27 protein-coding genes and 1 pseudogene are annotated in these 21,958 nt (G+C 39.7%); 6 read left to right on the forward strand and 22 right to left on the reverse strand.

Annotated features, from left to right (window positions below; genetic code table 11):
• Positions 1-779 precede the first annotated feature (779 nt).
• The 9 genes from mobV to M2448_RS09450 all read right to left on the reverse strand — a co-directional run bounded on the left by mobV (position 780) and on the right by M2448_RS09450 (position 7,833).
• Complete coding sequence (gene mobV / locus M2448_RS09410; protein WP_280645906.1) at positions 780-1,985, reverse strand: MobV family relaxase; 1,206 nt, start codon at positions 1,983-1,985, stop codon at positions 780-782.
• 227 nt (positions 1,986-2,212) lie between these two features.
• Positions 2,213-3,139: a toprim domain-containing protein gene (locus M2448_RS09415; RefSeq protein WP_280645907.1), complete on the reverse strand. Its 927-nt coding sequence runs from the start codon at positions 3,137-3,139 to the stop codon at positions 2,213-2,215.
• Between the two features lie 240 nt (positions 3,140-3,379).
• The gene (locus tag M2448_RS09420; protein WP_280645908.1) at positions 3,380-4,582 is read right to left on the reverse strand and encodes a primase-helicase family protein; all 1,203 of its coding nucleotides are present in this window, start codon (positions 4,580-4,582) and stop codon (positions 3,380-3,382) included.
• Positions 4,583-4,594: 12 nt separating this feature from the next.
• Positions 4,595-4,933: a helix-turn-helix domain-containing protein gene (locus tag M2448_RS09425; protein ID WP_280645909.1), complete on the reverse strand. Its 339-nt coding sequence runs from the start codon at positions 4,931-4,933 to the stop codon at positions 4,595-4,597.
• A gap of 278 nt (positions 4,934-5,211) precedes the next feature.
• Positions 5,212-5,628, reverse strand: coding sequence for a helix-turn-helix domain-containing protein (locus tag M2448_RS09430; protein WP_280645910.1), 417 nt, complete (start codon positions 5,626-5,628; stop codon positions 5,212-5,214).
• 41 nt (positions 5,629-5,669) lie between these two features.
• Positions 5,670-5,912, reverse strand: a complete 243-nt coding sequence (locus M2448_RS09435; RefSeq protein WP_280645911.1) for a hypothetical protein — start codon at positions 5,910-5,912, stop codon at positions 5,670-5,672.
• A gap of 44 nt (positions 5,913-5,956) precedes the next feature.
• The gene (locus M2448_RS09440; protein WP_280645912.1) at positions 5,957-6,265 is read right to left on the reverse strand and encodes a type II toxin-antitoxin system RelE/ParE family toxin; all 309 of its coding nucleotides are present in this window, start codon (positions 6,263-6,265) and stop codon (positions 5,957-5,959) included.
• Positions 6,256-6,498 (reverse strand): hypothetical protein, encoded by a 243-nt coding sequence (locus M2448_RS09445; RefSeq protein ID WP_280645913.1) that lies wholly within the window; start codon positions 6,496-6,498, stop codon positions 6,256-6,258. Before M2448_RS09445 ends, M2448_RS09440 begins: the two co-directional genes overlap by 10 nt.
• A 99-nt stretch (positions 6,499-6,597) precedes the next feature.
• A complete protein-coding gene (locus M2448_RS09450) occupies positions 6,598-7,833 on the reverse strand; it encodes a site-specific integrase (RefSeq protein ID WP_280645914.1) in 1,236 nt (411 codons plus the stop codon).
• Positions 7,834-8,337: 504 nt separating this feature from the next.
• On the opposite strand from M2448_RS09450, the gene M2448_RS09455 reads away from it, so the two are divergent.
• Positions 8,338-9,576, forward strand: coding sequence for a site-specific integrase (locus M2448_RS09455; protein WP_280645915.1), 1,239 nt, complete (start codon positions 8,338-8,340; stop codon positions 9,574-9,576).
• Positions 9,577-9,587: 11 nt separating this feature from the next.
• On the opposite strand, the gene M2448_RS09460 is transcribed toward M2448_RS09455, so the two are convergent.
• From M2448_RS09460 to M2448_RS09480, 5 genes are all read right to left on the reverse strand, one after another.
• Positions 9,588-9,764 (reverse strand): histone H1, encoded by a 177-nt coding sequence (locus M2448_RS09460; RefSeq protein ID WP_280645916.1) that lies wholly within the window; start codon positions 9,762-9,764, stop codon positions 9,588-9,590.
• 65 nt (positions 9,765-9,829) lie between these two features.
• The gene (locus M2448_RS09465) at positions 9,830-11,080 is read right to left on the reverse strand and encodes a Y-family DNA polymerase (RefSeq protein ID WP_280645917.1); all 1,251 of its coding nucleotides are present in this window, start codon (positions 11,078-11,080) and stop codon (positions 9,830-9,832) included.
• 9 nt (positions 11,081-11,089) lie between these two features.
• The gene (locus M2448_RS09470) at positions 11,090-11,761 is read right to left on the reverse strand and encodes a glycohydrolase toxin TNT-related protein (protein WP_280645918.1); all 672 of its coding nucleotides are present in this window, start codon (positions 11,759-11,761) and stop codon (positions 11,090-11,092) included.
• A gap of 21 nt (positions 11,762-11,782) precedes the next feature.
• Positions 11,783-12,220 (reverse strand): translesion error-prone DNA polymerase V autoproteolytic subunit, encoded by a 438-nt coding sequence (gene umuD / locus M2448_RS09475; RefSeq protein WP_280645919.1) that lies wholly within the window; start codon positions 12,218-12,220, stop codon positions 11,783-11,785.
• Positions 12,221-12,450: 230 nt separating this feature from the next.
• Positions 12,451-12,615, reverse strand: coding sequence for a hypothetical protein (locus tag M2448_RS09480; protein ID WP_280645920.1), 165 nt, complete (start codon positions 12,613-12,615; stop codon positions 12,451-12,453).
• A 127-nt stretch (positions 12,616-12,742) separates the two neighbouring features.
• Here M2448_RS09480 and M2448_RS09485 point away from each other — a divergent pair, with 127 nt between their 5' ends.
• From M2448_RS09485 to M2448_RS09505, 5 genes and pseudogenes are all read left to right on the forward strand, one after another.
• On the forward strand, positions 12,743-13,003 hold the full coding sequence (locus M2448_RS09485; RefSeq protein WP_280645921.1) for a hypothetical protein: 261 nt from the start codon (positions 12,743-12,745) through the stop codon (positions 13,001-13,003).
• 26 nt (positions 13,004-13,029) lie between these two features.
• Positions 13,030-13,221: pseudogene (locus M2448_RS09490) on the forward strand (fusion protein); the annotation flags it as partial.
• A gap of 13 nt (positions 13,222-13,234) precedes the next feature.
• Entirely contained in the window at positions 13,235-13,648 is a 414-nt protein-coding gene (locus tag M2448_RS09495) for a PcfK-like family protein (protein WP_280645922.1), read from the forward strand.
• 11 nt (positions 13,649-13,659) lie between these two features.
• Entirely contained in the window at positions 13,660-14,928 is a 1,269-nt protein-coding gene (locus tag M2448_RS09500) for a PcfJ domain-containing protein (RefSeq protein ID WP_280645923.1), read from the forward strand.
• A gap of 29 nt (positions 14,929-14,957) precedes the next feature.
• Positions 14,958-15,653, forward strand: a complete 696-nt coding sequence (locus tag M2448_RS09505; RefSeq protein WP_280645924.1) for a hypothetical protein — start codon at positions 14,958-14,960, stop codon at positions 15,651-15,653.
• Between the two features lie 113 nt (positions 15,654-15,766).
• Here M2448_RS09505 and M2448_RS09510 read toward each other — a convergent pair whose 3' ends face one another.
• The 8 genes from M2448_RS09510 to traJ form a co-directional block, all read right to left on the reverse strand.
• Entirely contained in the window at positions 15,767-16,144 is a 378-nt protein-coding gene (locus M2448_RS09510) for a hypothetical protein (RefSeq protein ID WP_280645925.1), read from the reverse strand.
• Between the two features lie 345 nt (positions 16,145-16,489).
• A complete protein-coding gene (locus M2448_RS09515; RefSeq protein ID WP_280645926.1) occupies positions 16,490-16,921 on the reverse strand; it encodes a TraQ conjugal transfer family protein in 432 nt (143 codons plus the stop codon).
• 28 nt (positions 16,922-16,949) lie between these two features.
• Complete coding sequence (locus tag M2448_RS09520; protein ID WP_280645927.1) at positions 16,950-17,525, reverse strand: conjugal transfer protein TraO; 576 nt, start codon at positions 17,523-17,525, stop codon at positions 16,950-16,952.
• A 1-nt stretch (position 17,526) separates the two neighbouring features.
• Positions 17,527-18,510 (reverse strand): conjugative transposon protein TraN, encoded by a 984-nt coding sequence (gene traN / locus M2448_RS09525; protein WP_280645928.1) that lies wholly within the window; start codon positions 18,508-18,510, stop codon positions 17,527-17,529.
• Positions 18,511-18,582: 72 nt separating this feature from the next.
• Positions 18,583-19,875 carry a conjugative transposon protein TraM gene (gene traM / locus M2448_RS09530; RefSeq protein WP_280645929.1) on the reverse strand — a complete coding sequence of 431 codons (1,293 nt, stop codon included), beginning with the start codon at positions 19,873-19,875 and terminating at the stop codon, positions 18,583-18,585.
• Positions 19,829-20,185 (reverse strand): TraL conjugative transposon family protein, encoded by a 357-nt coding sequence (locus M2448_RS09535; protein WP_280645930.1) that lies wholly within the window; start codon positions 20,183-20,185, stop codon positions 19,829-19,831. The genes traM and M2448_RS09535 overlap by 47 nt, the downstream gene beginning before the upstream one ends.
• 5 nt (positions 20,186-20,190) lie before the next feature.
• Positions 20,191-20,814 carry a conjugative transposon protein TraK gene (traK, locus tag M2448_RS09540; RefSeq protein ID WP_280645931.1) on the reverse strand — a complete coding sequence of 208 codons (624 nt, stop codon included), beginning with the start codon at positions 20,812-20,814 and terminating at the stop codon, positions 20,191-20,193.
• A gap of 27 nt (positions 20,815-20,841) precedes the next feature.
• Complete coding sequence (gene traJ, locus M2448_RS09545; RefSeq protein WP_280645932.1) at positions 20,842-21,945, reverse strand: conjugative transposon protein TraJ; 1,104 nt, start codon at positions 21,943-21,945, stop codon at positions 20,842-20,844.
• Positions 21,946-21,958 lie beyond the last annotated feature (13 nt).

Here is a 21,958-nt window from a genome sequence, read left to right on the forward strand (position 1 = left end):
ATCATGTTAATTATAATTTTGAATAATTCTAAAAATAAAAATTTATTTATCTACTACTAATTCGTTTTATCATCAGATATCAGGCTAATAAAGCGCTCATATTCGCTGAGGATATTTGCAATGATCTCATTTTAGTCATATATTGGATATTATTGCCACTACGACCGTCATAGAAATATGTTATAGATATTCCGGCTCCAATATCAGGAGTATTCTCTTCTTGAATATAAGAGTCTGACAACGTTTGAGGTTCGGCGATAGCACCATTGCGGGAGTTCCTTATTTTGTCGTGCCGTATAAAATTTATCTTTTCTTGAGCGTTTACTATGGATGATGATATGGTAAAAATAGAATAATAAATTATTTAACATATATTTCATGCTTTACAACAGCATACCCTATTCGTTGTATACGGGTAAAGCTTAGTACAATAATGCAGGGTAGTTGGAAGCAAATCCGATATTGGAGAAGCCAATATTAATGGTTTCTATCCCTCTTGAATTGTGATGGTTTAAAAATGAGAATTCAGATTATCAAATATGTGAAAAAATGACAGAAACCTAATCTGAATCAACGTGGATTCTCCACAGACAATTACAAATATACGGAGAATTACTCGAAATATATGTCATATATTCGACATTTTTTCACTTTTGTGCTATTTTTCAAGATAGGTAAAGTGTGTTTTACTTAGCCGATAATTAGCATATATTTTAAATCATAAAGCAAAGAATTTCTACAGTAATAAATAATCCGCTCAAATAGTAGATATCTCACTATTACATTCTCATGCCGCCTTTCTTTTGTATGTTCGGTCTTATTATCTGTTTAGTTTCCTGATACTTCTGTTTGAACCAATCCAATATATTTTGTTCGTTCAGGTTTAACCGTAGTTTATCGGGATTATCCGGTTCTTTTTCTACTTTCAGCTTAACATCCACTGCCTTGAATTTCCGGTTATGTTCCGGTGAAAAGAAAGAATAGGATTTTGCAATGAGACTTCTGCCCTCAAATAACACCTTGATGTATTCGATGCCCAGACCAATGGCTTTACACAGGTCGGCAATGCGAAGCTGCTCTTTCACTATCGGGAGCAGTTCGTGTATCCGGTTCAGTTCGTCCTGTGCTTTGTAGGGCTCATAATCTTGTTTAAGCTGTTCGAGTTTTGATTCCAATAGGGCTTTATCCCTTTCTTTCAGCCGTATCTGTTCATCTATCGAGAGAAACTCGTCCTTTGCCCTGTCCCGATGCTCGTACATATCGTATACTTTCTTGTGGGCATCCTCGATGCGATATTCTAAAGATTCCACATTCTCCTGTAAGTCTATATTCTTCTGATAAATATCCTTATAAAACTCGATGGTAGACACATGCCTTGCATCCGATCCCCTGATACCTCTTTCCAATCCGTACTTACTCATCTTCTCGGCATAAGTATCCTGAAAACGCTCCAGATTTGTCCTTGTCATGACATCATCGGCACAAAGGCGGAGGGTATCTTTCGCTTTTTTTCTGTATTTCTTCTTACCGTTATCCTGTTCCTCTTTCGCTTTTCTTCGCTCGCCTTGCACTATGGGAACAACCGTCGCATGAATATGGGGAGTTGTTTCGTCCATGTGTAATACGGCTGAAACCACATTGTCTTTTCCGAACTCGTCCTGCACCCATTCGACAGAATCTTTGCACCATTGGTCTAACTTCCCTTCTGTCTGTATGCGTTTCATATCTTCGGGACTGCCCGATAACAGGACTTGAAGCGCCCGTATCTGATTCTTTCCTATTTTTCGTTTTATCCCTGCCGTTTCTATACGGTGCTGAATAGCTTGTGTACGACCGCTTACCCCTTCGGGGAATGTTATCAGCTCTTTATTCAGATGGCTGCGTGCAGGATCGGCATTGCCCGGCATGACTGTTCTTTCGATATGCGCCGTTGTACGGGCATCGTTTCCTTTCGGTTTTTTGATATTTAAAACAACTTTTCCCATTGTGTTTTACTTTAAAATAGTTGATGATTTCCTAAACGCGAATACTTCATTCGCCTGTAAAAGCCGCCCGAAGCGGCTGCGGTCGGAAGGCCGCTCAGGAGGATTCCAAAGGGGGAAAACCTTTGGCTTATTGGGTATTTTTAGTGCCGATTTATCGAAGCGTTAAGAAAATACCCTAATAAGCTACGGCTTTTCCTGACAAAAGCCCGTTGGCTAGCATCGAGAGTCTACATCCTGAAACCTCGCGAAGGTTTTCGTTGTATGGGCTGCTGCCGTATTTCCTGCTTCTGCTGTTGTGCATTTTTTATCGAAACCAAATACTCGTTCAGGTCTTTACAAGGGATATAGTTTGCAGACCGGTCATATACGGTTTCGCATAGCTTTTTTATTTCTTCGGTGGCTTTTCTTCCCGAATCGTCATTATCCAAATAAGTGTAAATAGCCGGATGTTGTTTTATAAATTCGACGGTTTTGGGCATATTAATCACGGAGTTGAGAATGACTACATCCTGCTTTGCGCTCTGGATGTTTTTCAAGGTCAGATAAGACAGATAGTCCATGAAGCCCTCGAATACTAAACAGGCTTGGTTATCCGGATCGTTTCGTAATGTCCGAATATCCATAGAGGTGCATCCTTTGAAGGGTTCGCTTCTGAGTACCCATCCTGCCGAGTCATTCCGGAAGCCGATCGCGAAATAAGGTTTGTAGTTTACCGAATAATGGACCTCTTTACAATGCTCTTTAGCGATATCGATACTTATACATCGCTTCTTCAGATAGTCTAATAGAGATAGATTGGACAAAGAACTGACACTTAAAACACTGATCCCTTGAAAAGAAAAAGAGTTTTGCTGTTGTACTGTTGTGCTGTTATGCTGATTTACTGACGTACTGTTATATCGCTTCAATTCATCAATGGCTTGTCTCAATGAACAGTTATTTATCCGCATCACTAAGTCTATCATCGTTCCGCCCTCATTGGAGCCGAAATCTATCCAAAGATTTTTGTTATAGTCCACTTTCATACTGGCGTTACGATCTTCCCTGAACAGGGAATGATACATGCCGTAATAGCCTCTGTCTTTTACAGGATGGATGCCTCTGTTTGCCAAATAGCTTTTTATTGAAATTCTGTTTAAGTCTTTAATATCCATGATGATAGTTTTTTTAGATTGTTTTTTTCTTTCACGGTACATACCGGAGAAAGGCTTGTTATTTTGTCAGATTGTAAGAAAACGAGGCTAAGAGCAATTGATTCAATCGCTTACAGCTATTACATTTTTCTTACAGGATTTGAGATTTGTAAGAACTGTTGGTTTGTTAGGTATTTGTAAGTATTTTGTAAGAAATATAAAGTATTGGTTGTTTAATACTTTGATACTGTTTCTTACATTCTAACATTCCGACGTCAATCGTCCTGACAGTTCCTTGCTTATGGTATATATCCTCGATGTCTTTTTCTTTTCAAGGATTTCATCTTCGTATGTGCTATAATAGGCTATGTAGTAGGTCGGCTCTTCGGGTTTCAGCTTCCACTTGTTTTGCAGTATCTTCTTGACTTGGCTCCTTGCCGCCCTGACTTGCCTAAGTTGGAGCATATTCATCATATCCCCGATGTCGAACCGGAAGGTATCAAGCCCTTTTATCTGCATTATGTCCGATATGATGCTCAGCATCTCGATCTCCACTTTGCTGCGGTTGTACTGTATAATCTGCCGCAGGGCATCGGTAACCAACAGCTCGTACCTGAACCACATCCGGGATTCACTCTTGGTAGATAGTTTCCTGTGTTGTAAATGATACAGGAATTGGGGAATCTCCGATTTGAGCAGCTTGAGTATCTGGTTATTCTCTTTTTCCAAAGGGCATACCTTGCGCACCCAATAGCGGGTTTCTCCCTGATCGATCAGGATGGGGTTGTTCTCATTATTGGAACAAAGGATAAACTTGGCGAAGAACTCCACTTCGTTGCGGTCTTTTCCTTTGGCTTCCGCTTTGTAAGAGATGGCCGTACTCAGGTTCTTTATCCGCTCGGAATCTTCCCTGCGGTCTAACAGCACTTCATCGACTGCGACAATCAGTTTATTCGCCCAATCGGAATTGAACTGACTGCGGAAATCTTCGTTGGTATTGAAAGTCATATTGCCGGCAAAGATAGCTTTCAGGAAGTTCAGGAAAGTAGTCTTTCCCGTATTGCGTTCCCTCGATACCAATAGCAGGATCGGAAGCCTTGTCAATGGTTTCAGATAGAGCAATTGCAGGTAGTCCAATCCCAATTCGATCTGTTCCCCGAAGATATGGCTAAGGAAACTCAAGATAACCGGACATTCTCCGGATTGGGGAGAATAATGAACCGGATCGTATTGGTTCAGAAACTTACCGATACTTCGCCGGTAATTGACATGGTCGGGAACGGAGCAAAAGCCATCGAATTTTTCTATTTGTGAGATAAAGTCTTTGGAATGGTCTTGCCGGAGTGTTTCGTAATTCCACGGACGGCGTTCTTCTATAAAGTCGCCACTCATCAAAGGGCGCAGGACTATCTTATAGAGGCTTGTGCCGACACGAAGGTATTTTTCTTCTTGTTTTTCTTTCATGGTAATCCTCCTTTACTTTTTACGCCTTGCGCTACGGGCAAGTGTTAAAACTATTTCGGCACTGTTGTCTTTGGGTTTGGTTTGGCTTTCAGCCCACGAAAGAATATCCTTTCGGGAGAAGACTAACTTCTGTCCGAATTTACGGCAGGGGATATTGCCCGATGAAGTCAGTTTGTAAAGCTTGGCTTTAGACATGGGATAGCCGTATTCGCTGAGCAAGGCCAAAGCCTTTGTTAAAGTGAGGGTGTCTATTTCCGGTTTAACATCCTGTTTCGTGGAAAGCAATTTAGAAACTTCTTCCTGTACAATGCTGCGAAGTTTATCTTCTTCGGCTACGATAATATTTGCCATAATTTGGGGGTTTTTTAATGAAACAATCAGGCTATCGTCATAGCCGGAACTTGTTCGAACGCTACAAAGATATAAACAGGAATATCTATTTATAAAACGCTTAATTGCTTAACATTAGGTGGACAAAAGGCGACATTTCGGGACAAATCGCACCGCCCCGAAGACAGGCTGAGGGCAAGGGAATGACAATAGCTAGACAAACGGAGACAATTGGTAGACAAGTCTCTGCCATTGCCCGGTTGTGTTAAGTAATTAATTTTGAGTTGTATTTTTTATATTTATTTTCCTGAACGGCTGTTTTTGTGTTCCTGAAGTTCCTTTAATACGGCATCGGTACTGAAGGTTTCGGTATTTGACAGGTATGTGGATTGCAGGGGAGTGATAAAGCCTTTGTTTATCCATTGGGTCAGGGTTTGACGGGAGATGCCGAGCATCTTGGCTAATTGTATCCGGCTGATGAATTGTTCGTCCTTGAATGTTTTGATAAAGTTCTTATTGGCGGCAAGGTATCTTTTGAGGTGGCTAATGGCTCTGTCCACATCTTTGATGCCTGCTTCGAAGCTGTCGTAAACAGTAAGGTTCAGGGAAGAAAGGTCTTTGTCGGCATAGTCGGGATGTTCTTGCAGTTCTTTGAGTAAGAGCGGATAAGTATTGAGTTTCGTTATATCGATTGTGTTCTTCTTCCGGCGTGCCATAGGATGGGGGTATATATGGGAAAAGCCTGCGGACAGGCTTTCTATTTGAGTTTATAATTTGATGGAGTTGTATGCTTACTTCTTATTTCGTCCTGAGTTTTATATACTCCGGCTTTAGCAGCTTCCCGACCTTTACGAAGGCGATCTTTCAATTCACCGACCGAGTATTGGCAGGGCATAGCCTTCAATTTATGGTAATAGGCCTGTACTTTTTCTAATATAGAGCTGTTTCGTTCATTCTCAATATCTTTTTGAAGTTGAACTTTTAATTCTAATGCAGTCATATCCAGTGTTTTCTTTATTATGACACAACACAAACATCTACTTTTTATTTGACTTTACTTTTATTAGTCTTAGGGTTTTGGCGACAATCTAAAACGGCAACAATATAAATCTTATTTCTATTTGTGTAATAAACTATCTTGAATGTTTTTTTAACGACTAAAGCCCGGTATTCTTTTTGAAAAAACTTTAGAGCAGGCTCTATTTGTGCCATTTGTGGAAAATCTTTCAATGGCTCAACAGAATCAATCAAATCATTATAAAGACGATTCGCCGCACTCGGATTCTTCTCTTCGTAGAATTTGTGAATATCCTCCAAATGCATGACAGCCCGTTTCGTCCAAATTATTTCCATTCAGGATGTAATTTTTTCATTTCTTCCTGAGTATATACATTCCCTGCCTTTATATCTTGCTCTGACAATTGAAGTTCATTCTCCAATTCTTCCATAGAGAACTGACATTTTATATTTTTGAGTTCTCTCTTTTTTCTTTTCACATATTTCAAGGCCGACTCCAGTAAATTAGCATCATTATTAATTTCCCGAATCAGTTCTTTTTCTTTCTGCCGCAATTCTAATGCTGTCATATTCAGCTCCCTTCTTTTTGTTAATACTACAAAGATAATATATTTATAATAGCTTATATGTTAAACATTTCTCAAAATTAATAGTTTTAATGGCCGATTTTATCCATTATCAAAATTTGTCAGCAATTTAGCATTTTTCTCACGTTCTTCCCTTTCAAAGGATGCTAAATAGTTTTCTGTCGTCTTCAAATCACTATGTCCTAAACTCTCCGAGATATAAGCAATATTTGCACCACTCCGTTTTAACACACTTGCAAACGAGTGGCGGGCTGTGTATGTACTTATCCCCGATATATTCAAATTGTCCCCTATTTTTTTTAGATGCTTATTTATTCTTCGGGTTACATCCTGAGTCCGTTTCTTTTGTTCAATGGGTGTTGTGTAGCCGTCAAGAAAAGGAAAAATATAGTTATTCGGATTCTTATCCGGATTCCCCCATTTATCTATAATCTGCTTCATTTCAGGTGTAACCAAAGCCTCTATTTCTTTTTTCTCTTTTGATGTATGAATTGTTTTAGATCGATAAAAATGAAGTTCGTCTCCATCAATATTCGAATATTTCAATTTTAGCAAATCATTGATATTTATGCCATTACATAAGTATGAGAAAAACCATAAATCACGATAATGTTCAGTCGCTTCACTTCCATCCGTATAAGTAATGATTTGTTTTATCTGTTGTAGGTTTAAAGCCATTTTCCGACCCTTTCCTATTGGTATCTCATATTTCCCTTTTCCAAAAGGATATTGTGCTTCCTTTACTATCCCTACGGATTTAGCTTCGTTAAATATTGCTCTCATACATCGTAAATACATGGAAATAGTGGTATAACTTTTCCCCTCTGAAAGCATTGTTTTTTCATATTTTTTCAGCCAGTCTGTTGTTATTGCACCAAAAGTTATTTTTTCTCCGGCATATTTTTCCAAATGTCTAAAGGCACAAGAATATGTCGAAGCATTTCCGATTGCTCCGGCCTCGTTTAGAATGGTTATTCTGTTCTGAAAAGCAGCATTCAGAGTGTCATTCACGCATTTTCCTAAACGATTATTGAGGATTTCAAATGAAAAACTGCCTTCTTCTACGAGTGTACGCACAATGCTTTCTACTTTCTCAAAAGAGTTTTTTATATCCGACCTGATGTCCATCAGCTTGGGACTTTTCGTTGTAGGCAGAGCAGACCAATCTTCTTCGGACAGTTCTTTTCCTGTGTTATAATAACGTTGAATCCGGTTAAAAACGACCTGAATTTTAACAGGATATAGCCCTGACTGCTTTTTTCGACGTGCATCTTGAGTTGTTAATATAGATACGCCATCCTTAGAATACTTATACATAGCTATTTATATCATTCTGCATGCAAATTTAGTGTACATGCAATTTGCATGCAAATATAGCGATTCTATCAAAATAAACAAATATTGAAAGAAAAATAATTTCAATTAATTTATTGAATATTAAATATTTATCTAATAAATACAAATGAAAGAAAACAGAAGAAAATGGGGTAAAAATGCCTTACAAGCAGAGGGTCGGCGGTTCGAATCCGTCAACGCCCACGGAAAGGAAAGACAAAGCAAAGTCAAAATCCTGACAAAAAACAGAAAGGTCTTCTAAATCATTGATTTGGGAGACTTTTTTCTTTTTCTGAGAGTCTAGTGGGAACCGGATAAAAGTCAATAAATAACCCTAAGTCGTAACTAAATCGTAACCTATTCTATTTTCTAAAAATTAGGTTACGAATTGGATAATAAATATCTCATATTCCACATGTTGTCATAATTGTGTCTCAGCTTTTCAATAACGAGTTCAATAATTTTGTAATCAAAAAAGAAAAGCTTATGAAACGAAGTACATTCAGAGTTCTATTTTATTTAAAAAGTAATTTAAAGAAGAATGGCAATGGTGTCATTATGGGGCGTATTACTGTTGATGGAGAACAAGTGCAATTCAGTACTAAACTGGAGATATTGCCTGAGCAATGGAATAAAGCACAGGGAAAAGCTAACGGAACAGGTTTGCGTATTGCCGAGATTAACAGACAATTGGATTTGATAAAGTCAAATATAACTGTTTATTACAATCAGCAAATGGCCAGTGTAGGGTATATTACAGCTCATAAACTAAAGAATGTTATTTTAGGTATTGACCATAAGGAGCATACAATTATTTCTTATTTTGAGAAATTCAATGCCCAATATAAACTAAAAGTAGGTATAAATACTACATGGACTACTTATACTAAATATGAGTTAACAAAGAATCGTTTAATAGAATTTCTAAACAAAAAATATAATACAAAAGATATACTCCTTCGTGAATTTACAACTGCTTTATTACAGGAATTCTATCTATTCCTTCGCACAGAACATGGTTCGGGTAATAATAATGCGATGAAAAACCTCCAGCGCTTGAGAGCTATATTCAAATACATCGCAACAACCGGATATGATGAATTTCGGGATCCGTATTTAGGATTTAAAATGTCTTTCGAAAAACATTCAAGAGAATATTTAGAAAAAGGGGAGATTGATATCATTTATCACAAAAAATTTCAATCTAAAAGTTTAGAACGAGTAAGGGATATATTCGTGTTTAGCTGCTATACAGGGCTTTCATACAGCGATATTGTTGATCTCAAAACCGATAATATACGAACTGCTTTTGATAACAATTTGTGGATTATGGGGCAGAGACAAAAGACAGGAGTTAAGTTTAATGTCCGGTTGTTGGATATTCCTAAGCAAATTATAGAAAAATATTCAAAAAATCGGAGTGGAGCTAATCTGCTTCCGTGTATTACTAATCAGAAGATGAATGAATATTTGAAGGAGATAGCCAAGTTATGTAATATCAGTAAAAATATTACATTCCATGTTGCTAGACACTCGTTTGCAACCCTCTGTCTTACAGAAGGAGTACCTATCGAAAGCGTATCTAAGATGTTAGGGCACACAGATATCCGAACTACACAAATTTATGCCCGAATCATTGACCAAAAACTCAGTAATGATATGGAAGACCTTGCCTTGAAACTGAATAAAAAGGGACAAAATAATCTAAAGGAAAAGGTTTCGTAAGAAACCTTTTCTCATTTCTTTCCTTCTTCAATTGACACTTTTCTGAATTCCTTTAATACCTTCTCGATTGCCAAAGACGTTTTACGGGCACGGGTTCCTGCCGCTTTGTTTCCATTTTCTACTTGTGAAGCTGCATCCTTTGCGAAGTCCGCAAACAGTTGATTCAAATTCTCTACTAAATTTTTCATATTGTTTTTCGTTTATTTTAAAATTCAGGCAAAGATAAAATCATTTTATGTATTGCAAATATACCCTATGCTTTTATTTCAATTATCTCATTCAGATTAGTGGTAAATCGCCGGGATAAATGCTCCTGCCGGATGTTTGCCTTGTAACCGTTTCCCTGAACAGCGACTTTCACGGCTTCCCTGCCGTTCTTTTTGGCTATCTCGTCCAATGCCTCATTCAGCCGCTTTTGTTTTTCCCTGTCAATAGGGTCGAACAAATCTGCCGTTGAATATTCCTCCGGTATTATATCTGCTAATACTACCCCTGTCCGTTTATATTCCATGTCCGGCATATAGATAGAATCTAAGGCTTTGCGACAATAGCCGATTATTTCCGCTATATCAGCTGTGTAAAATGATAAGGGGATAATCTTGGATGGTTTATACACTTCATCCTTGAAACGGTTGGTTTGCAGGAATATATAAACTCCTTTTGTTACAGATTTTTGTTTCCTCAGCTTACTGACGCATAAGGACGCCAAAGAGGCTATCGCTTCCAACAGATTGTTGTATTCGGTTATAGGTTGTCCGAAACTACGGGAAGTGCATATTTGCTGTTTATCCGTTTCAAGGTCATCCTTTCCTATACAGGGTATTCCCTGTAACTCCATCCAGGTGCGCTCCCCGATGACAGACATTTTATGCCTTACCCACGAACGGCTTTTTTGAGTAAAGTCGTAGGCGGTTTTTATACTGTGGTATTCCAATGTGCGTGCATAATTGCGTCCGATACCCCATACTTCGCCTATTGCTGTTTTTTGCAGGGCTTTTATCCGTTTTTCTTCCGTGTCGATAATACAAAGCTGTTTGTAACCTTTGTATTTCTTGGCAAAGTGATTGGCAATCTTAGCTAATGTCTTAGTCGGGGCAACTCCGAGAGATACGGGAATACCCGTGCATTTGGTTGTTGTATCTATGATATGCCTGCTATAAGCATCCAAATCGCTGATGCCCGACAGGTTCAGGAATGCTTCGTCCACGGAATACTGTTCAAGTTCAGGGACAAGCCCCGATAGGACTGCCATTACCCTTGCCGACATATCGCCGTACAAGGTGAAGTTGGTGGAATAGACGGCTATATCGTGTTTCTTTACCAAATCCCTAATTTGGAAAAAAGGCACAGCCATTTTTATATCCAATGCTTTGGCTTCGTTGCTGCGGGCAATAACACATCCGTCATTGTTGCTGAGCACAACGACAGGACGATTGTTCAGCGAGGGATTGAAAACCCGCTCGCAGGAAACAAAAAAGTTATTGCAGTCGCATAGGGCGTACATTTTGATTATTTAATAGTTTACAACTTTACCGACATGTATTACACCTGCACTATATGCTGTAGACAAAGAGACAGGTGCACCATCCAGATAAAAGGTATTATCCTCATATGTAATATTCCCTCCTGCTATTAATGTATAACGTTCACGGTCGTATAGTATATCTGTATTTTCTTCTGATAGCTCTACCAATTCTATATATTCAATAATATCCTTATTCTGCATTTCTTTTATAGGAATAGGCGTATTTTGATCTCCGAATCCCATCTTCAATCCACCTCCGGGCATGCCGAACCAAGGCATTGCCGTTCCTTGAAAAATACGGACTTCATGTGTAATCCTAAATATCCGTTTATCCATCAATTCGAAAGATGGAGGCAGGGATTTATTAGGAAAGGGCTCTTCTATTCTCCAAAAGAACATACCTTGATTCTGCCATTCAGGATTATTCAAATCCTCTAAAGTATTTTTATTCCAATAATGCATATATAACTGTCCTATCCAAAGCGGAATTGTCGATGATTCCAGTTTTTGAGATAAATTATCAGATATATCCCTAACAACTTTATATAAGCTATTACTCTTTTTTTGAACCAGGATATTTTCTCCTTTATTGATGGTATATTTATCTGTTGATGCAGGCTCTTCTTTATTTTTCTTTTTTCCAAACCAGTTTTTAAACATTGAAATACTAAATTAAGGTTTTTATCTTTGCTTTTTTATCGAATAAGTTACGATTCCCCAAATGAGGAAATCATTATCTTCGGTAACCTTTATCGGCTGGTATTGCTCATTAGCGGGAATCAGCCAAATGACATCTTTCTCTATTTTGATATGCTTGATGGTAAATTCTCCGTCGATATAGCAGACTGCCATATCTCCGTCACGGGGATCGAGCGATTTGTCGATAATCAGGATATCTCCGTCATAAATACCGGCATCGATCATGCTGTCGCCTTTTACCCGGCCATAAAATGTAGCGGCGGGATGTTTTACTAACTCTTTATTCAGGTCGATAGCCAAATCCATGAAGTCCTGAGCGGGAGACGGGAATCCTGCCTTAATGCCTTCGTCCGCTATCGGCAATGCCAATTCTATATTGGTTTCGGCCTTGAATATTTCTATGGTAACCGATTTATCCATACTTACAAAAATAGGAAATGAATCGGTTAAGAGGGAAACTATTTTCTTAAATCTTTCGGGTATTATTAAATCCTACGACCCTTTCCTCTACATTCCGTTTTACGTCATTTCGAGAAACAGTCTCGGATAGTGAGCCAAGAGTAGCTTCTTTCAGGCTACACTTGAGTATTTAACTTTCTACTACTGCTATTGATATGCTGCGATAGCATATATTTCTACTACCCCATTTTCTAACGATGTCTTTTTCGTTTTTCTCTATAATCATTCCACAACAGGCTGCTGTCAATCCGGTGCTTTGGTCGTTTGTTCATCAGAGCAAAGGTATGATAGTGTTTCACAACGGCATATCCTGTTGTCCCTCCGGGTTTTCCTAAAAATCTCCACACCTCGCTCATACTTCGCTCAGGTAGTATTTGTTCCGAAAAATATGCCTTATAGTGAAGCCACAATACCTCGTGTTGCTCTTACGAAACAAAAACGACCGATACCGATGGATGACGCATGAAAAAAAATGTCATAATTATGAAAAACGAAAAAAACATATTGAAACAAAACTCCCTCGCCTCCGGACTCATCATAAAATTAGTTTGGAGAGTAGCGGTTGCAGCAGGGTGTCTGTGGCTTGTTTCGCAGGTCAGTATCAGTGCATCGGCGGTTGCAGGACTTATCCTGTGTTATTGGAGTATATGTCTTGTATTCCGATTGGTAGGCTTTATCATTCGGCTTATCCTGTCCCTGCTGTCTATCGTCATTATCACATCATTAATCCTTTTACTTATTTAATCATTAGAGCCATGACAAAGTTATATTTCGAGATAGTGGATTATTCCGAGAAAGCCATCGCTCTGTTCGGAGATACCAAAGCAATCAAAGATTTGCTCAAAGCTATGGGAGGGAAATTCAATCCCCGATTGACATACAACAACGAAAAGCAGGCAGGCTGGATTTTTTCAAAAACGAAGAGGGAAGAATTAGAGAATGTATTGAGCCTAAACAACTAAAAAAAACAAGAACATGAAAGCAACCTATATTTTCACAAGAACCATACTGAGCTATTTAGAGCAACGAGCCGAAACGGATGCTCTGTTTGCCGAATCATTCGCTAAACCCGACAAGAATATTGACGATTGTATTACATATATTCTCAACACCGTTCAAAAAAGTGGTTGCATGGGATTTACCGACCTCGAAGTCTATTCATTGGCTGTACACTATTACGATGAAGATACTATCGAAATAGGCAAACCGAAGAACAGTAGCCACATCGTAGTCAATCATGTTGTAGAGCTGACCGAAGATGAAAAAGAACAGGCACGGAAAGAAGCTATCCAAAAGGCTCAGAACGATGCCTATAACCGAATGATGCAACCCAAAAAGAAAGCCAAACGAGTAGAAATAACTAACCAACCAAGTCTATTTGACTTCTAAATAGTACAGCCATGAAACCAAGAACAAAATTTCAAAAACAAATAGTAGCAGCAAGTAGAAAATTACCTAAAATAACCGATGCGCAAATACAATGGGCATACAAGAACTGTATCGAGCATATCGGACAGAAGACATCAAAAGGTCTTATCACTTGTTTGGAATGTAACCACCAATGGACGGATACAAAAGAAAAGGAACATTGTACTTGCTCGAACTGCAAAACCAAACTAAGGGTAATAGAAACACGTAAACGTACATTCTTAGATTACGAATACTTGTGCATCGTTACCGCCTGTGAGGGCTTTCAAGTTTTACGCTTCGTGTACATAGAGTGCAAAATGAAGAAAGGCGAAGCACCCCGATATTTCAATATGGAAGTCGTACAACGTTGGATTGCTCCCAACGGTAAATATGCAACTATGGCAAAACTCCGTCCGATGGGATTCTGTCGGCAGGATTGGAATTGGTGGAGCAACCTTGAAATCCGTCCCGAAAGGTCATTGTATAATATAACCCCGACAGAAGTTTATCCCCGTCAGAAACTTATTCCCGAAGTACAAAGAAGCGGATATAACAAGCAGTTCTTTGACCTTACTCCCTTTGATATGTTTAGCTTTCTGATAGGCAACAGCAAAGCCGAAACCCTGCTCAAAACAGGACAAGCAGAACTCTTCCGATACTTCGCCTATAATACCCGAAAAGATATAAACGACTATTGGGCATCTATCCGTATTTGCCTTAGAAACGGCTATGCCATTAGCGATGTATCTATCTGGACTGACTATATAGATTTGCTCCGATTCTTTGGTAAAGACTTGCATAATGCCAAATATATCTGCCCGAAGAACCTAAAGAAAGAACATGATAAATATGTGGATAAAAAACGTGAATTATATGACAGGCAACGCAAGGAAGAACAACGCAGGAAGGCATTGGAAAACGAAAAGTTATTCCAAGAACTGAAATCCCGATTCTTCGGCGTTGAATTTACAGATGGTTTTATCCACATTCGGGTATTGGAGAGTGTAGACGAGATTATGCAAGAAGGAGATATGCTGCATCATTGCGTATTTACCAATAACTACCATCTGAAACCCGACAGTCTTATCCTTTCTGCCTATACCGAAGACAAACGGCTCGAAACCATCGAATTGTCCTTGTCTGAACTCAAAGTGCTGCAATGTAGAGGGCTATGCAATGAAAATACAGAATACCATGACAGGATATTGAACCTTGTCAATAAATACATTCCACTTATTCAAAAACGGTTAGCAGCATAAAGCAGTAGTAACAATTAATCTATATTAATATGGCACAGGAAATACCGGACGATTGGATGCAATATGCCAAAGATTTGGCAAAAGCTGAACGGGAACTAAAAATAGAACATTGGGTATATATCACTTTTGAGATACGACACCAAGACGGACACAGGGAGATATTACACAAGATAGACCTCCCTCGTGAGATAGTAGACCGCTGGCGGTGGGTAATTGAATGGCGCAGAGCAAAACTTGTCTGCAAGTACCCACGCAAGAAAATAGAGGTATATCACTGTGCATACGATAAGCGTACAGGCTTACAAACAGGATTCAACTTCCTATTATCGAAAGTCGCATCGGCAAAAGCACAGATAACCAAAGTCGAAAGGAAAATAGCAGAATATATTGATTATATGACGCACAACGATTTGTTTTTCAATATAGAAACAGACGAACAATTACTCAAAGCCAATGCCAAATTAGAAAAGAAAAGGAAGAATTATAACGATGCCTATGCTATTTTACAGGCGGAAGTAATCAAACACAAAAATAACAAGGATATGTATAAACTATTTGTGGGATTTAAGAAATTAGGAGAGTTCAAGAGTATATCTGAAGCCAAGCTGTTTGCCGACAGGTGTGGAGAAACGGGAGTTTTTAATCTGATAGGTCATTTGTATAAGGACAGTTGGTATGTTTTTGATTCTCAGAAACAAGACAACAGCGAAGACGATGCGGACTGATTTTTCAGTCCGTTTCTTTTTTCAGTGAGCCTGACGCGGATAAAAAAGAAACAAAAAACCGACAGTGAAATTTTCAAATCTCTATTTTTGGGGGACTATGAAAATTGAATTAATTAATCAGAAGTACTTAAACATACTTTATATATTATACGAAATGGAGGGATTCTCATATTAACTCTACCTTCACTTTTACTCCTTATAAAATAGTTCAAATCATTGTATATCTCCCTTAAAATGGTCGCACATAATAAACTTCTCTCTGAATGTTCTAAATTGGGAATATATGAAATTTCATATACAGCTGTAGTCCTTATTATCTCTTTTCCATTATGAAGAGAAAGTATTGTTATGGATATCTTTATCTTATCATCCACATCATAGGTAAATTTTCTTTCAACGTTATGGTTTAGCTCAACTTTATCAATTATAGGATTTAGTAATTCGTGCTTGACTGGCTCTATAACAGTATATTTGATAGGACTAGCTTCCATGATTTATATATGAAATATTAAAATACAAATATAGAAAACAAATAATAAGTAAAAGGTTGCTATACTAAACAATCCGTAGCGGATGTAACTTTGTCTGATAGTCAGTTCTATCATGGTTTCTTTGTTCATATATCACAAATATAATTACATTTTCCAGTAATAACAGAAATAGCCTCCGATATCACATCGGAGACTTCTCAAATTTTTAGAAAACTTCAAAGAAAGTTGGCTGTACAAACTTTAAAAATTACAGATAATCAGAAGATTCTTCTTCATCCGGGGCAATCAGCCATGAATAAATAATATTTATCCATGTAACTATATACGAAATTACCATCATCGTTGTCATAGCTCTTCTTCCTTGCTTGAATCAGCATTAAACTGGAATGATAATGGGTATTTATTTCCGAATGAATCGAAAAAAATCAAGTCGATAACCGCCTGTTCTTCCGATTCGGAAGTGTAATACAGGCGGAATGTGTCATTGGGTAATTTATAAGTATCATTAGGGAGGAAAGGTTCATTATTGCCTATCCGTAAAGAGCCTGCCCCTTCACTTTGGAAGAAACGGAGGTAATATTCAGCCTCTTCATAGTAACCCGAACGCAGCAATTGACACCTGATCTCGGCTACCTCCCCGACTCTCAGTTTTTTCGGCACAGGCAGGTAAGTAACCTCGAATTCATAACTTTGGCGAATATCAAAACGATCGCTACAGGCACACGCTATTGCGGCCAGCAATAGCGTAAAGATGATGTAAGATACACATTTTTTCATGTTAAATCTGATTTTTAGTTTTTAACTTTTAGTTTATAATTATCTTGATTCCAAATCCCATCTGTGTATGAAACTTATTAACTTCCGAGCCGAAGAGTATACGCTCCCTGGCATTGATGAGCAGGGCGAACCTGTCGGACAGGAATGTTTCAATCTCGAAAGACACCGCTCCGCCATACAGGAAGTTATCCTCTGATGTAATCGTTGCCCCATCGAACAATAACTCCTTGCCCCAATTAATCGTTTCGTAGCCTCCGACAGCTGATAATCCGACCGAGAAGAATAAGGTTTTACTCCTGTCCGACAAGAAGTTCAGATAGTAACCGCCTTCGGCTGTTATCTGGGACAGAGGAATAAACTTATCCTTGTAGGCATAATTCTTTTGCAGGTATTCCCCTCCGAATACCCAACGGTTGCTATTTTTGGTATAGGCAGATAAGGCGATACCGCCGTAAAATGCCTGTCCGTCCTTCTTTTCCACTGTAAAGCCATCTACAAAGCCGCCTGTCAGCTGAATACCTTTTTGGCCGGGTAGGTAACGTTGAGCATGAGCCTGCCCGATTAGGGCAAGGCTCAGAATTATAAGTAATGTGATACGCTTCATCTTATTTCACTTTTAGTTCGTTAATTTCTTCGGCTCTCAATAAATCCTCATTCTCAATTACAAAAGATTGGTTTCGGCCTCCGTTTTTCTCAAAAAGTTCGACTACCAACTGCTTGTCGTTGGGTATGGTAATTTTATCGATTGTGAACACGGTGCGTTCACTTTTATTACCCCCGACAGACGAAACTAAATTATAAGCCCGAAGCGGATAGATCACCGTTTCCTGAATAGCTGTTTGCTTCATTACTTTCTTGTCTACTATTTTCATACGCACAAAGTCTACATCGAAAGGCACATTAGATGCGTTTTTGATGGAAGTATGCAGGTAGAGCAAGTTGTTATGCGAATAGATGCCTTTTAATAGGTATTGTATTCCAAAACGTTTGGAACCGACATGCTTAACTATCCGCTTATCAGTATTGTAGACAGCACGGTTTATCAGGTAGACGATGCGGGGCGATTCGCTGCCCAACTCCTTCAGGTAGATGTCCATACTGTTATTGGGCTTATTGACAGAAACACCGTCGTGCATAAAATCTTTCATCTCGATATTGAGCTTTTCCGGTTCATCGGCGAATTTTACATTGAAAGTGTAATAGCTGCCTTCTTCGGTGATAACCGCCATATTGGTTTCCGTTTCAAAACTCCGGATAGCAGCCTTTACCCGCAGGATATTCTCCGATGTACCTGCTTTTCCTGCGATGATATTATTCGAACCTAAATCGACATAACGGATAGCTGCCGGAAAGATGATATGCACGGTCTTCTCGAAAGTAACCTCCAACCCGTATGGCGGAATCATGCGGTCGAATGTGATTTTCTTGGTCAGCCCCTCGTAATAGTCTCCATAGGTCGGTTTGAGTACATGTTGCAAGTCTTTCTGCATTTCCTCCGGTGTCTGATTGATAACCGGAATAGTATCCGTCTGGGCATTGGCTGCGACAGTTATTGCCGCCAGTATTATTAATACAATATATTTTCTCATCGTTTTTTGTTTTAAATTGTTCATTCTTAGCTTTTCATTTTACTTGTTTACTCGTCTACTTGTAACTCGTAACTATTTAGGCATCAGCATTACCCTATATCCCGATTTGAGCGTTACCTTTACATGCCTTATCTTTTTCTGCATATAAGCCGATAAACCCTGTATCGCCCCTTTGGTCAGGTCGGAGGTCAGTTGAGCACCCGTGCTTTCGGTCATGGTAAAGCTCGTGCCGACACTGCTTCCCATATTGGCCATGATTTCTTTGGCAGCATTCATTTCCAACGAATCGGGAATATAGATTCCACGCTGCCCGTCTGAGTCGTACACCACCATTTCCACAGGGATAATTGTCCCCTCGTACTTGATAGAGGAAATCTGAATCTCCATTCGTTCTCCCTGCACTTTTGCAAGGCCTGTTACAATGGTGTTTTCGGGGATAAGAGTAGTTCCTGCCATGAGTGGCTCGGTCAGGCGCAGACGGGTGGTTTGTCCGTCTACCACAGTCTGGTCATCATGAACGATTGCGGCAATCGTATTTTTCTCCGATACCCCGACTGTCCCACCCTCCGTATTAAAGCTGATGTTTCTCGGCTGATCATACATTTGGTAATACTCATCGCCACCTATGGACTGTGCTAATGCAGATACCGTCTGGTTTTGTATCTGCCGGATAGGAGTAATTTTAGTCTTGTTGTTACTATTGCTGCTACTACTTTTCAACGAACCGTTGGAAATGCGCTTGCTCAGACTTTCGTTACTGTTGTCCTGCTGGGTTTGTGGCATATACTTAGCAGCCATCTGGTAGGACTTTTCCATCAGCTCCAACTGCTCATCCATCGCCGATTGCTTGCTGTCCTTTTCGTTCATTTTGGCTTCCAGTTCCTCCAGCCGTTTCTTCATCTCTTCCTTTTCGGGATCGGATTTCGGCTGTTCATAGAAAGTACCCAGTGTGCGATTGATGTCCCGATAGGCGGAAACTGAACTGCCGATAGGCTCTTTCTCCTTTTCAGGAATTTCCACGTCTGTCGCGGGATCATCGGGGATAACAATGTTTACTTTGTCTGTACCGGATTCGTTTTCCAGCATACTTATATATCCCTGAAGGGATTGCATTCTGTCCTTTTGCTTATTCTGCATCTGTTCCTTTTCATAGGCGTCTTTCTTGTCGCCGATAATCTCGTCTTTGCCCGGATCGGGTATGTCGGCATTGAAGCCGATACCCTCCTGTAGCTTTATTTTGTCTGCATCCGATGGCTTAAATATCAGCCATATGCACCCCACACAGATAATTGCCATCAGGGCAAAAACAGCATATTTTTTAAGCTTTTGCTTTTGCTCCGAAGATATTTTCAGTCGTTCGTTCATATTCTTTGAATTTTTGTTGATTAATTCTTATACTGTCGATAGAATCCCTTCGGGTTTCTTGTTGATACAGGTCGAAGAGTTCCTTGTCAACAGGAGAATCCATCATTTGCTCTATCTCCAATACTTTCTTCTTTTCGCTTTGCTTTCCCCAATTATAAATTGTGGAAAAGGTAAAGTAGAGGTTTCCGATGGTCAGTATCAGGAGCATTATCACTATCGCCGTTATCCGTTTGTCGGGTGTCAGTTCTCCGCACAGGTCTTTGATCTTACCTTCCAACCAATAGCCTAATTCTTTTAATCGTTCTTTCATAATCCTTAGCGTGCTAATACCCTGACATCCTTATTCTCCCTGACTTCGAATCCTTCGATAATAAAGCCGTGCGGATTACTTTCCGAGCGAACGGAGTTCAGCAGGCGACAATAGGTTACCAAAGAGCGTTCGGTAATATTGCTTTCCCGGATAATCATCTGCCGGGCATAAGTCGCTGCTTCGTAAGGATAGCTATTCATATTGCATACGACACTGTCTATCCGGATGGTCTGATTGATATTTCCGGAGATGATGCGGTTGTAAAAACCCTTCTCCGACAAGTCTTTATAATAATTGAAAGCCGACTTATCGGACAGGAGTAATGCCCTGCCGGTATTACTTTCAATGGCACTCTTGTCAGGCGACAGTGTGAAGAAGAGTTCATGAAAACGCCTGACGTGTTCTCTCGCTTCTACAGGGCGGTTTTGCGACAAATCCTGCGAGAGAGCCAGCATCAGCGATTTCCCGTTGTCTAACACATATATTTTTTGACGTTGCTTTTCCGCAAAGTCATACGCACTGTATAGGGAGTAGCCTGTAACGACGGCGCACATACATAGAAACACAATGCCGAAAATGCGGAGTTGTTTAAAACTCGTTTCGATATTTTTTAATGATTTAAATTCCATAAATTCAATTTGAAAATTTGATAATTATTAAGGAGTCTTACTTGAAGAGCCGGATTGTCCACCATCTCCTGTGGCGTAATTCCTTCCTTGTGGCTGACTGCCGCCGCCGGCAGAACTACTACTGCTACTACCGGGATTACCGCCTCCTTTCAATCGTCCTGTAATATTTCCTGCTGCAGCTCCGGCAGCTCCTCCGGCGATTGCACTGCCTTTGGTTGCCGTCTGGTTTACATTCTTACCGAAGTTACCTATACCCCCGGCCGAGATTATCCAGCCTGCAACTGTCGGAATAGTGAAGTAGCCTACAATGCCGATGATCATAAACAGGATATAGATTACATCCGAGTTATCTAAAGAAAAATTCGGGTCAATCTCCATGCGCTCGATATCAGCTTGCAGCATCAGGGATTGAAGCCGCGCCAGTATCGTACTGAATAAATCCGATACGGGTAGCCACAGGTAAACAGAAATATAGCGGGTTATCCATTGGGTAAGGGTAGATGAAAAACCGTCCCAGACGGATATGCCGAAAGCGATAGGTCCCAGTATAGCCAATACTATCAGAAAGAAAGTACGAATCACATCGATAACCAACGCCGCAGCTTTGAAGATTATCTCCAGCAGTTCACGGAAAGTATTGCGTATCCATTTCTTGACATCATACAGTTCCCGTTCCAGATATAGCCCTACCTTTGTTCCCACATCGGTGATACCCAGCTCTTCCATCTTGGCATCGAATATCTCGTTATCCACCAGATAAGCCGTTTCTGGATTCCGCCGCATAGCTTCATATTCCAGCTTATCTTTCTGTTCCGCATATTTCTGCATATCGAATGTTTCGGATTGCAGCATCCCGTGTGTTCCCTTTACAACCGGGCTCATCACGCTGTTAATCGTACCGATTACAATGGACGGAAAAAACATGATACATAGCCCGATGGCAAAAGGACGGAGCAGGGGGTAAACATCAATCGGCTCTGCCCTTGAAAGGGATTGCCAAACCCGATGGGCGACATAAAACAATGCTCCCAGTCCGGCTATTCCTTTGGCTACGCCAACCATATTGCCGCATAAGGGCATCATCTGTTCGTAGAGTGTCCGCAGTGTTTCGTGAAATTGATTAAAATCCATAAATTCAATTTTT

It is taken from the genome of Dysgonomonas sp. PF1-14, assembly GCF_029892965.1.
Classification (GTDB): Bacteria; Bacteroidota; Bacteroidia; order Bacteroidales; family Dysgonomonadaceae; genus Dysgonomonas.

Coding starts and splice junctions, on each gene's coding strand:
- M2448_RS09510 (WP_280645925.1), bottom strand. CDS start 16,144: ATGGAAGCTAGTCCTATCAAATATACTGTTATAGAGCCAGTCAAGCAC.
- M2448_RS09420 (WP_280645908.1), bottom strand. CDS start 4,582: ATGAAAGAAAAACAAGAAGAAAAATACCTTCGTGTCGGCACAAGCCTC.
- M2448_RS09535 (WP_280645930.1), bottom strand. CDS start 20,185: ATGAAAGAACGATTAAAAGAATTAGGCTATTGGTTGGAAGGTAAGATC.
- M2448_RS09415 (WP_280645907.1), bottom strand. CDS start 3,139: ATGGATATTAAAGACTTAAACAGAATTTCAATAAAAAGCTATTTGGCA.
- traM (WP_280645929.1), bottom strand. CDS start 19,875: ATGAACGAACGACTGAAAATATCTTCGGAGCAAAAGCAAAAGCTTAAA.
- M2448_RS09445 (WP_280645913.1), bottom strand. CDS start 6,498: ATGACAGCATTAGAATTGCGGCAGAAAGAAAAAGAACTGATTCGGGAA.
- M2448_RS09435 (WP_280645911.1), bottom strand. CDS start 5,912: ATGACTGCATTAGAATTAAAAGTTCAACTTCAAAAAGATATTGAGAAT.
- M2448_RS09425 (WP_280645909.1), bottom strand. CDS start 4,933: ATGGCAAATATTATCGTAGCCGAAGAAGATAAACTTCGCAGCATTGTA.
- M2448_RS09520 (WP_280645927.1), bottom strand. CDS start 17,525: ATGAAGCGTATCACATTACTTATAATTCTGAGCCTTGCCCTAATCGGG.
- mobV (WP_280645906.1), bottom strand. CDS start 1,985: ATGGGAAAAGTTGTTTTAAATATCAAAAAACCGAAAGGAAACGATGCC.
- M2448_RS09430 (WP_280645910.1), bottom strand. CDS start 5,628: ATGGCACGCCGGAAGAAGAACACAATCGATATAACGAAACTCAATACT.
- M2448_RS09460 (WP_280645916.1), bottom strand. CDS start 9,764: ATGAAAAATTTAGTAGAGAATTTGAATCAACTGTTTGCGGACTTCGCA.
- M2448_RS09485 (WP_280645921.1), top strand. CDS start 12,743: ATGAAAAACGAAAAAAACATATTGAAACAAAACTCCCTCGCCTCCGGA.
- M2448_RS09465 (WP_280645917.1), bottom strand. CDS start 11,080: ATGTACGCCCTATGCGACTGCAATAACTTTTTTGTTTCCTGCGAGCGG.
- traK (WP_280645931.1), bottom strand. CDS start 20,814: ATGGAATTTAAATCATTAAAAAATATCGAAACGAGTTTTAAACAACTC.
- M2448_RS09515 (WP_280645926.1), bottom strand. CDS start 16,921: ATGAAAAAATGTGTATCTTACATCATCTTTACGCTATTGCTGGCCGCA.
- M2448_RS09440 (WP_280645912.1), bottom strand. CDS start 6,265: ATGGAAATAATTTGGACGAAACGGGCTGTCATGCATTTGGAGGATATT.
- M2448_RS09495 (WP_280645922.1), top strand. CDS start 13,235: ATGAAAGCAACCTATATTTTCACAAGAACCATACTGAGCTATTTAGAG.
- M2448_RS09505 (WP_280645924.1), top strand. CDS start 14,958: ATGGCACAGGAAATACCGGACGATTGGATGCAATATGCCAAAGATTTG.
- M2448_RS09455 (WP_280645915.1), top strand. CDS start 8,338: ATGAAACGAAGTACATTCAGAGTTCTATTTTATTTAAAAAGTAATTTA.
- umuD (WP_280645919.1), bottom strand. CDS start 12,220: ATGGATAAATCGGTTACCATAGAAATATTCAAGGCCGAAACCAATATA.
- traJ (WP_280645932.1), bottom strand. CDS start 21,945: ATGGATTTTAATCAATTTCACGAAACACTGCGGACACTCTACGAACAG.
- M2448_RS09500 (WP_280645923.1), top strand. CDS start 13,660: ATGAAACCAAGAACAAAATTTCAAAAACAAATAGTAGCAGCAAGTAGA.
- M2448_RS09470 (WP_280645918.1), bottom strand. CDS start 11,761: ATGTTTAAAAACTGGTTTGGAAAAAAGAAAAATAAAGAAGAGCCTGCA.
- traN (WP_280645928.1), bottom strand. CDS start 18,510: ATGAGAAAATATATTGTATTAATAATACTGGCGGCAATAACTGTCGCA.
- M2448_RS09450 (WP_280645914.1), bottom strand. CDS start 7,833: ATGTATAAGTATTCTAAGGATGGCGTATCTATATTAACAACTCAAGAT.
- M2448_RS09480 (WP_280645920.1), bottom strand. CDS start 12,615: ATGAGCGAGGTGTGGAGATTTTTAGGAAAACCCGGAGGGACAACAGGA.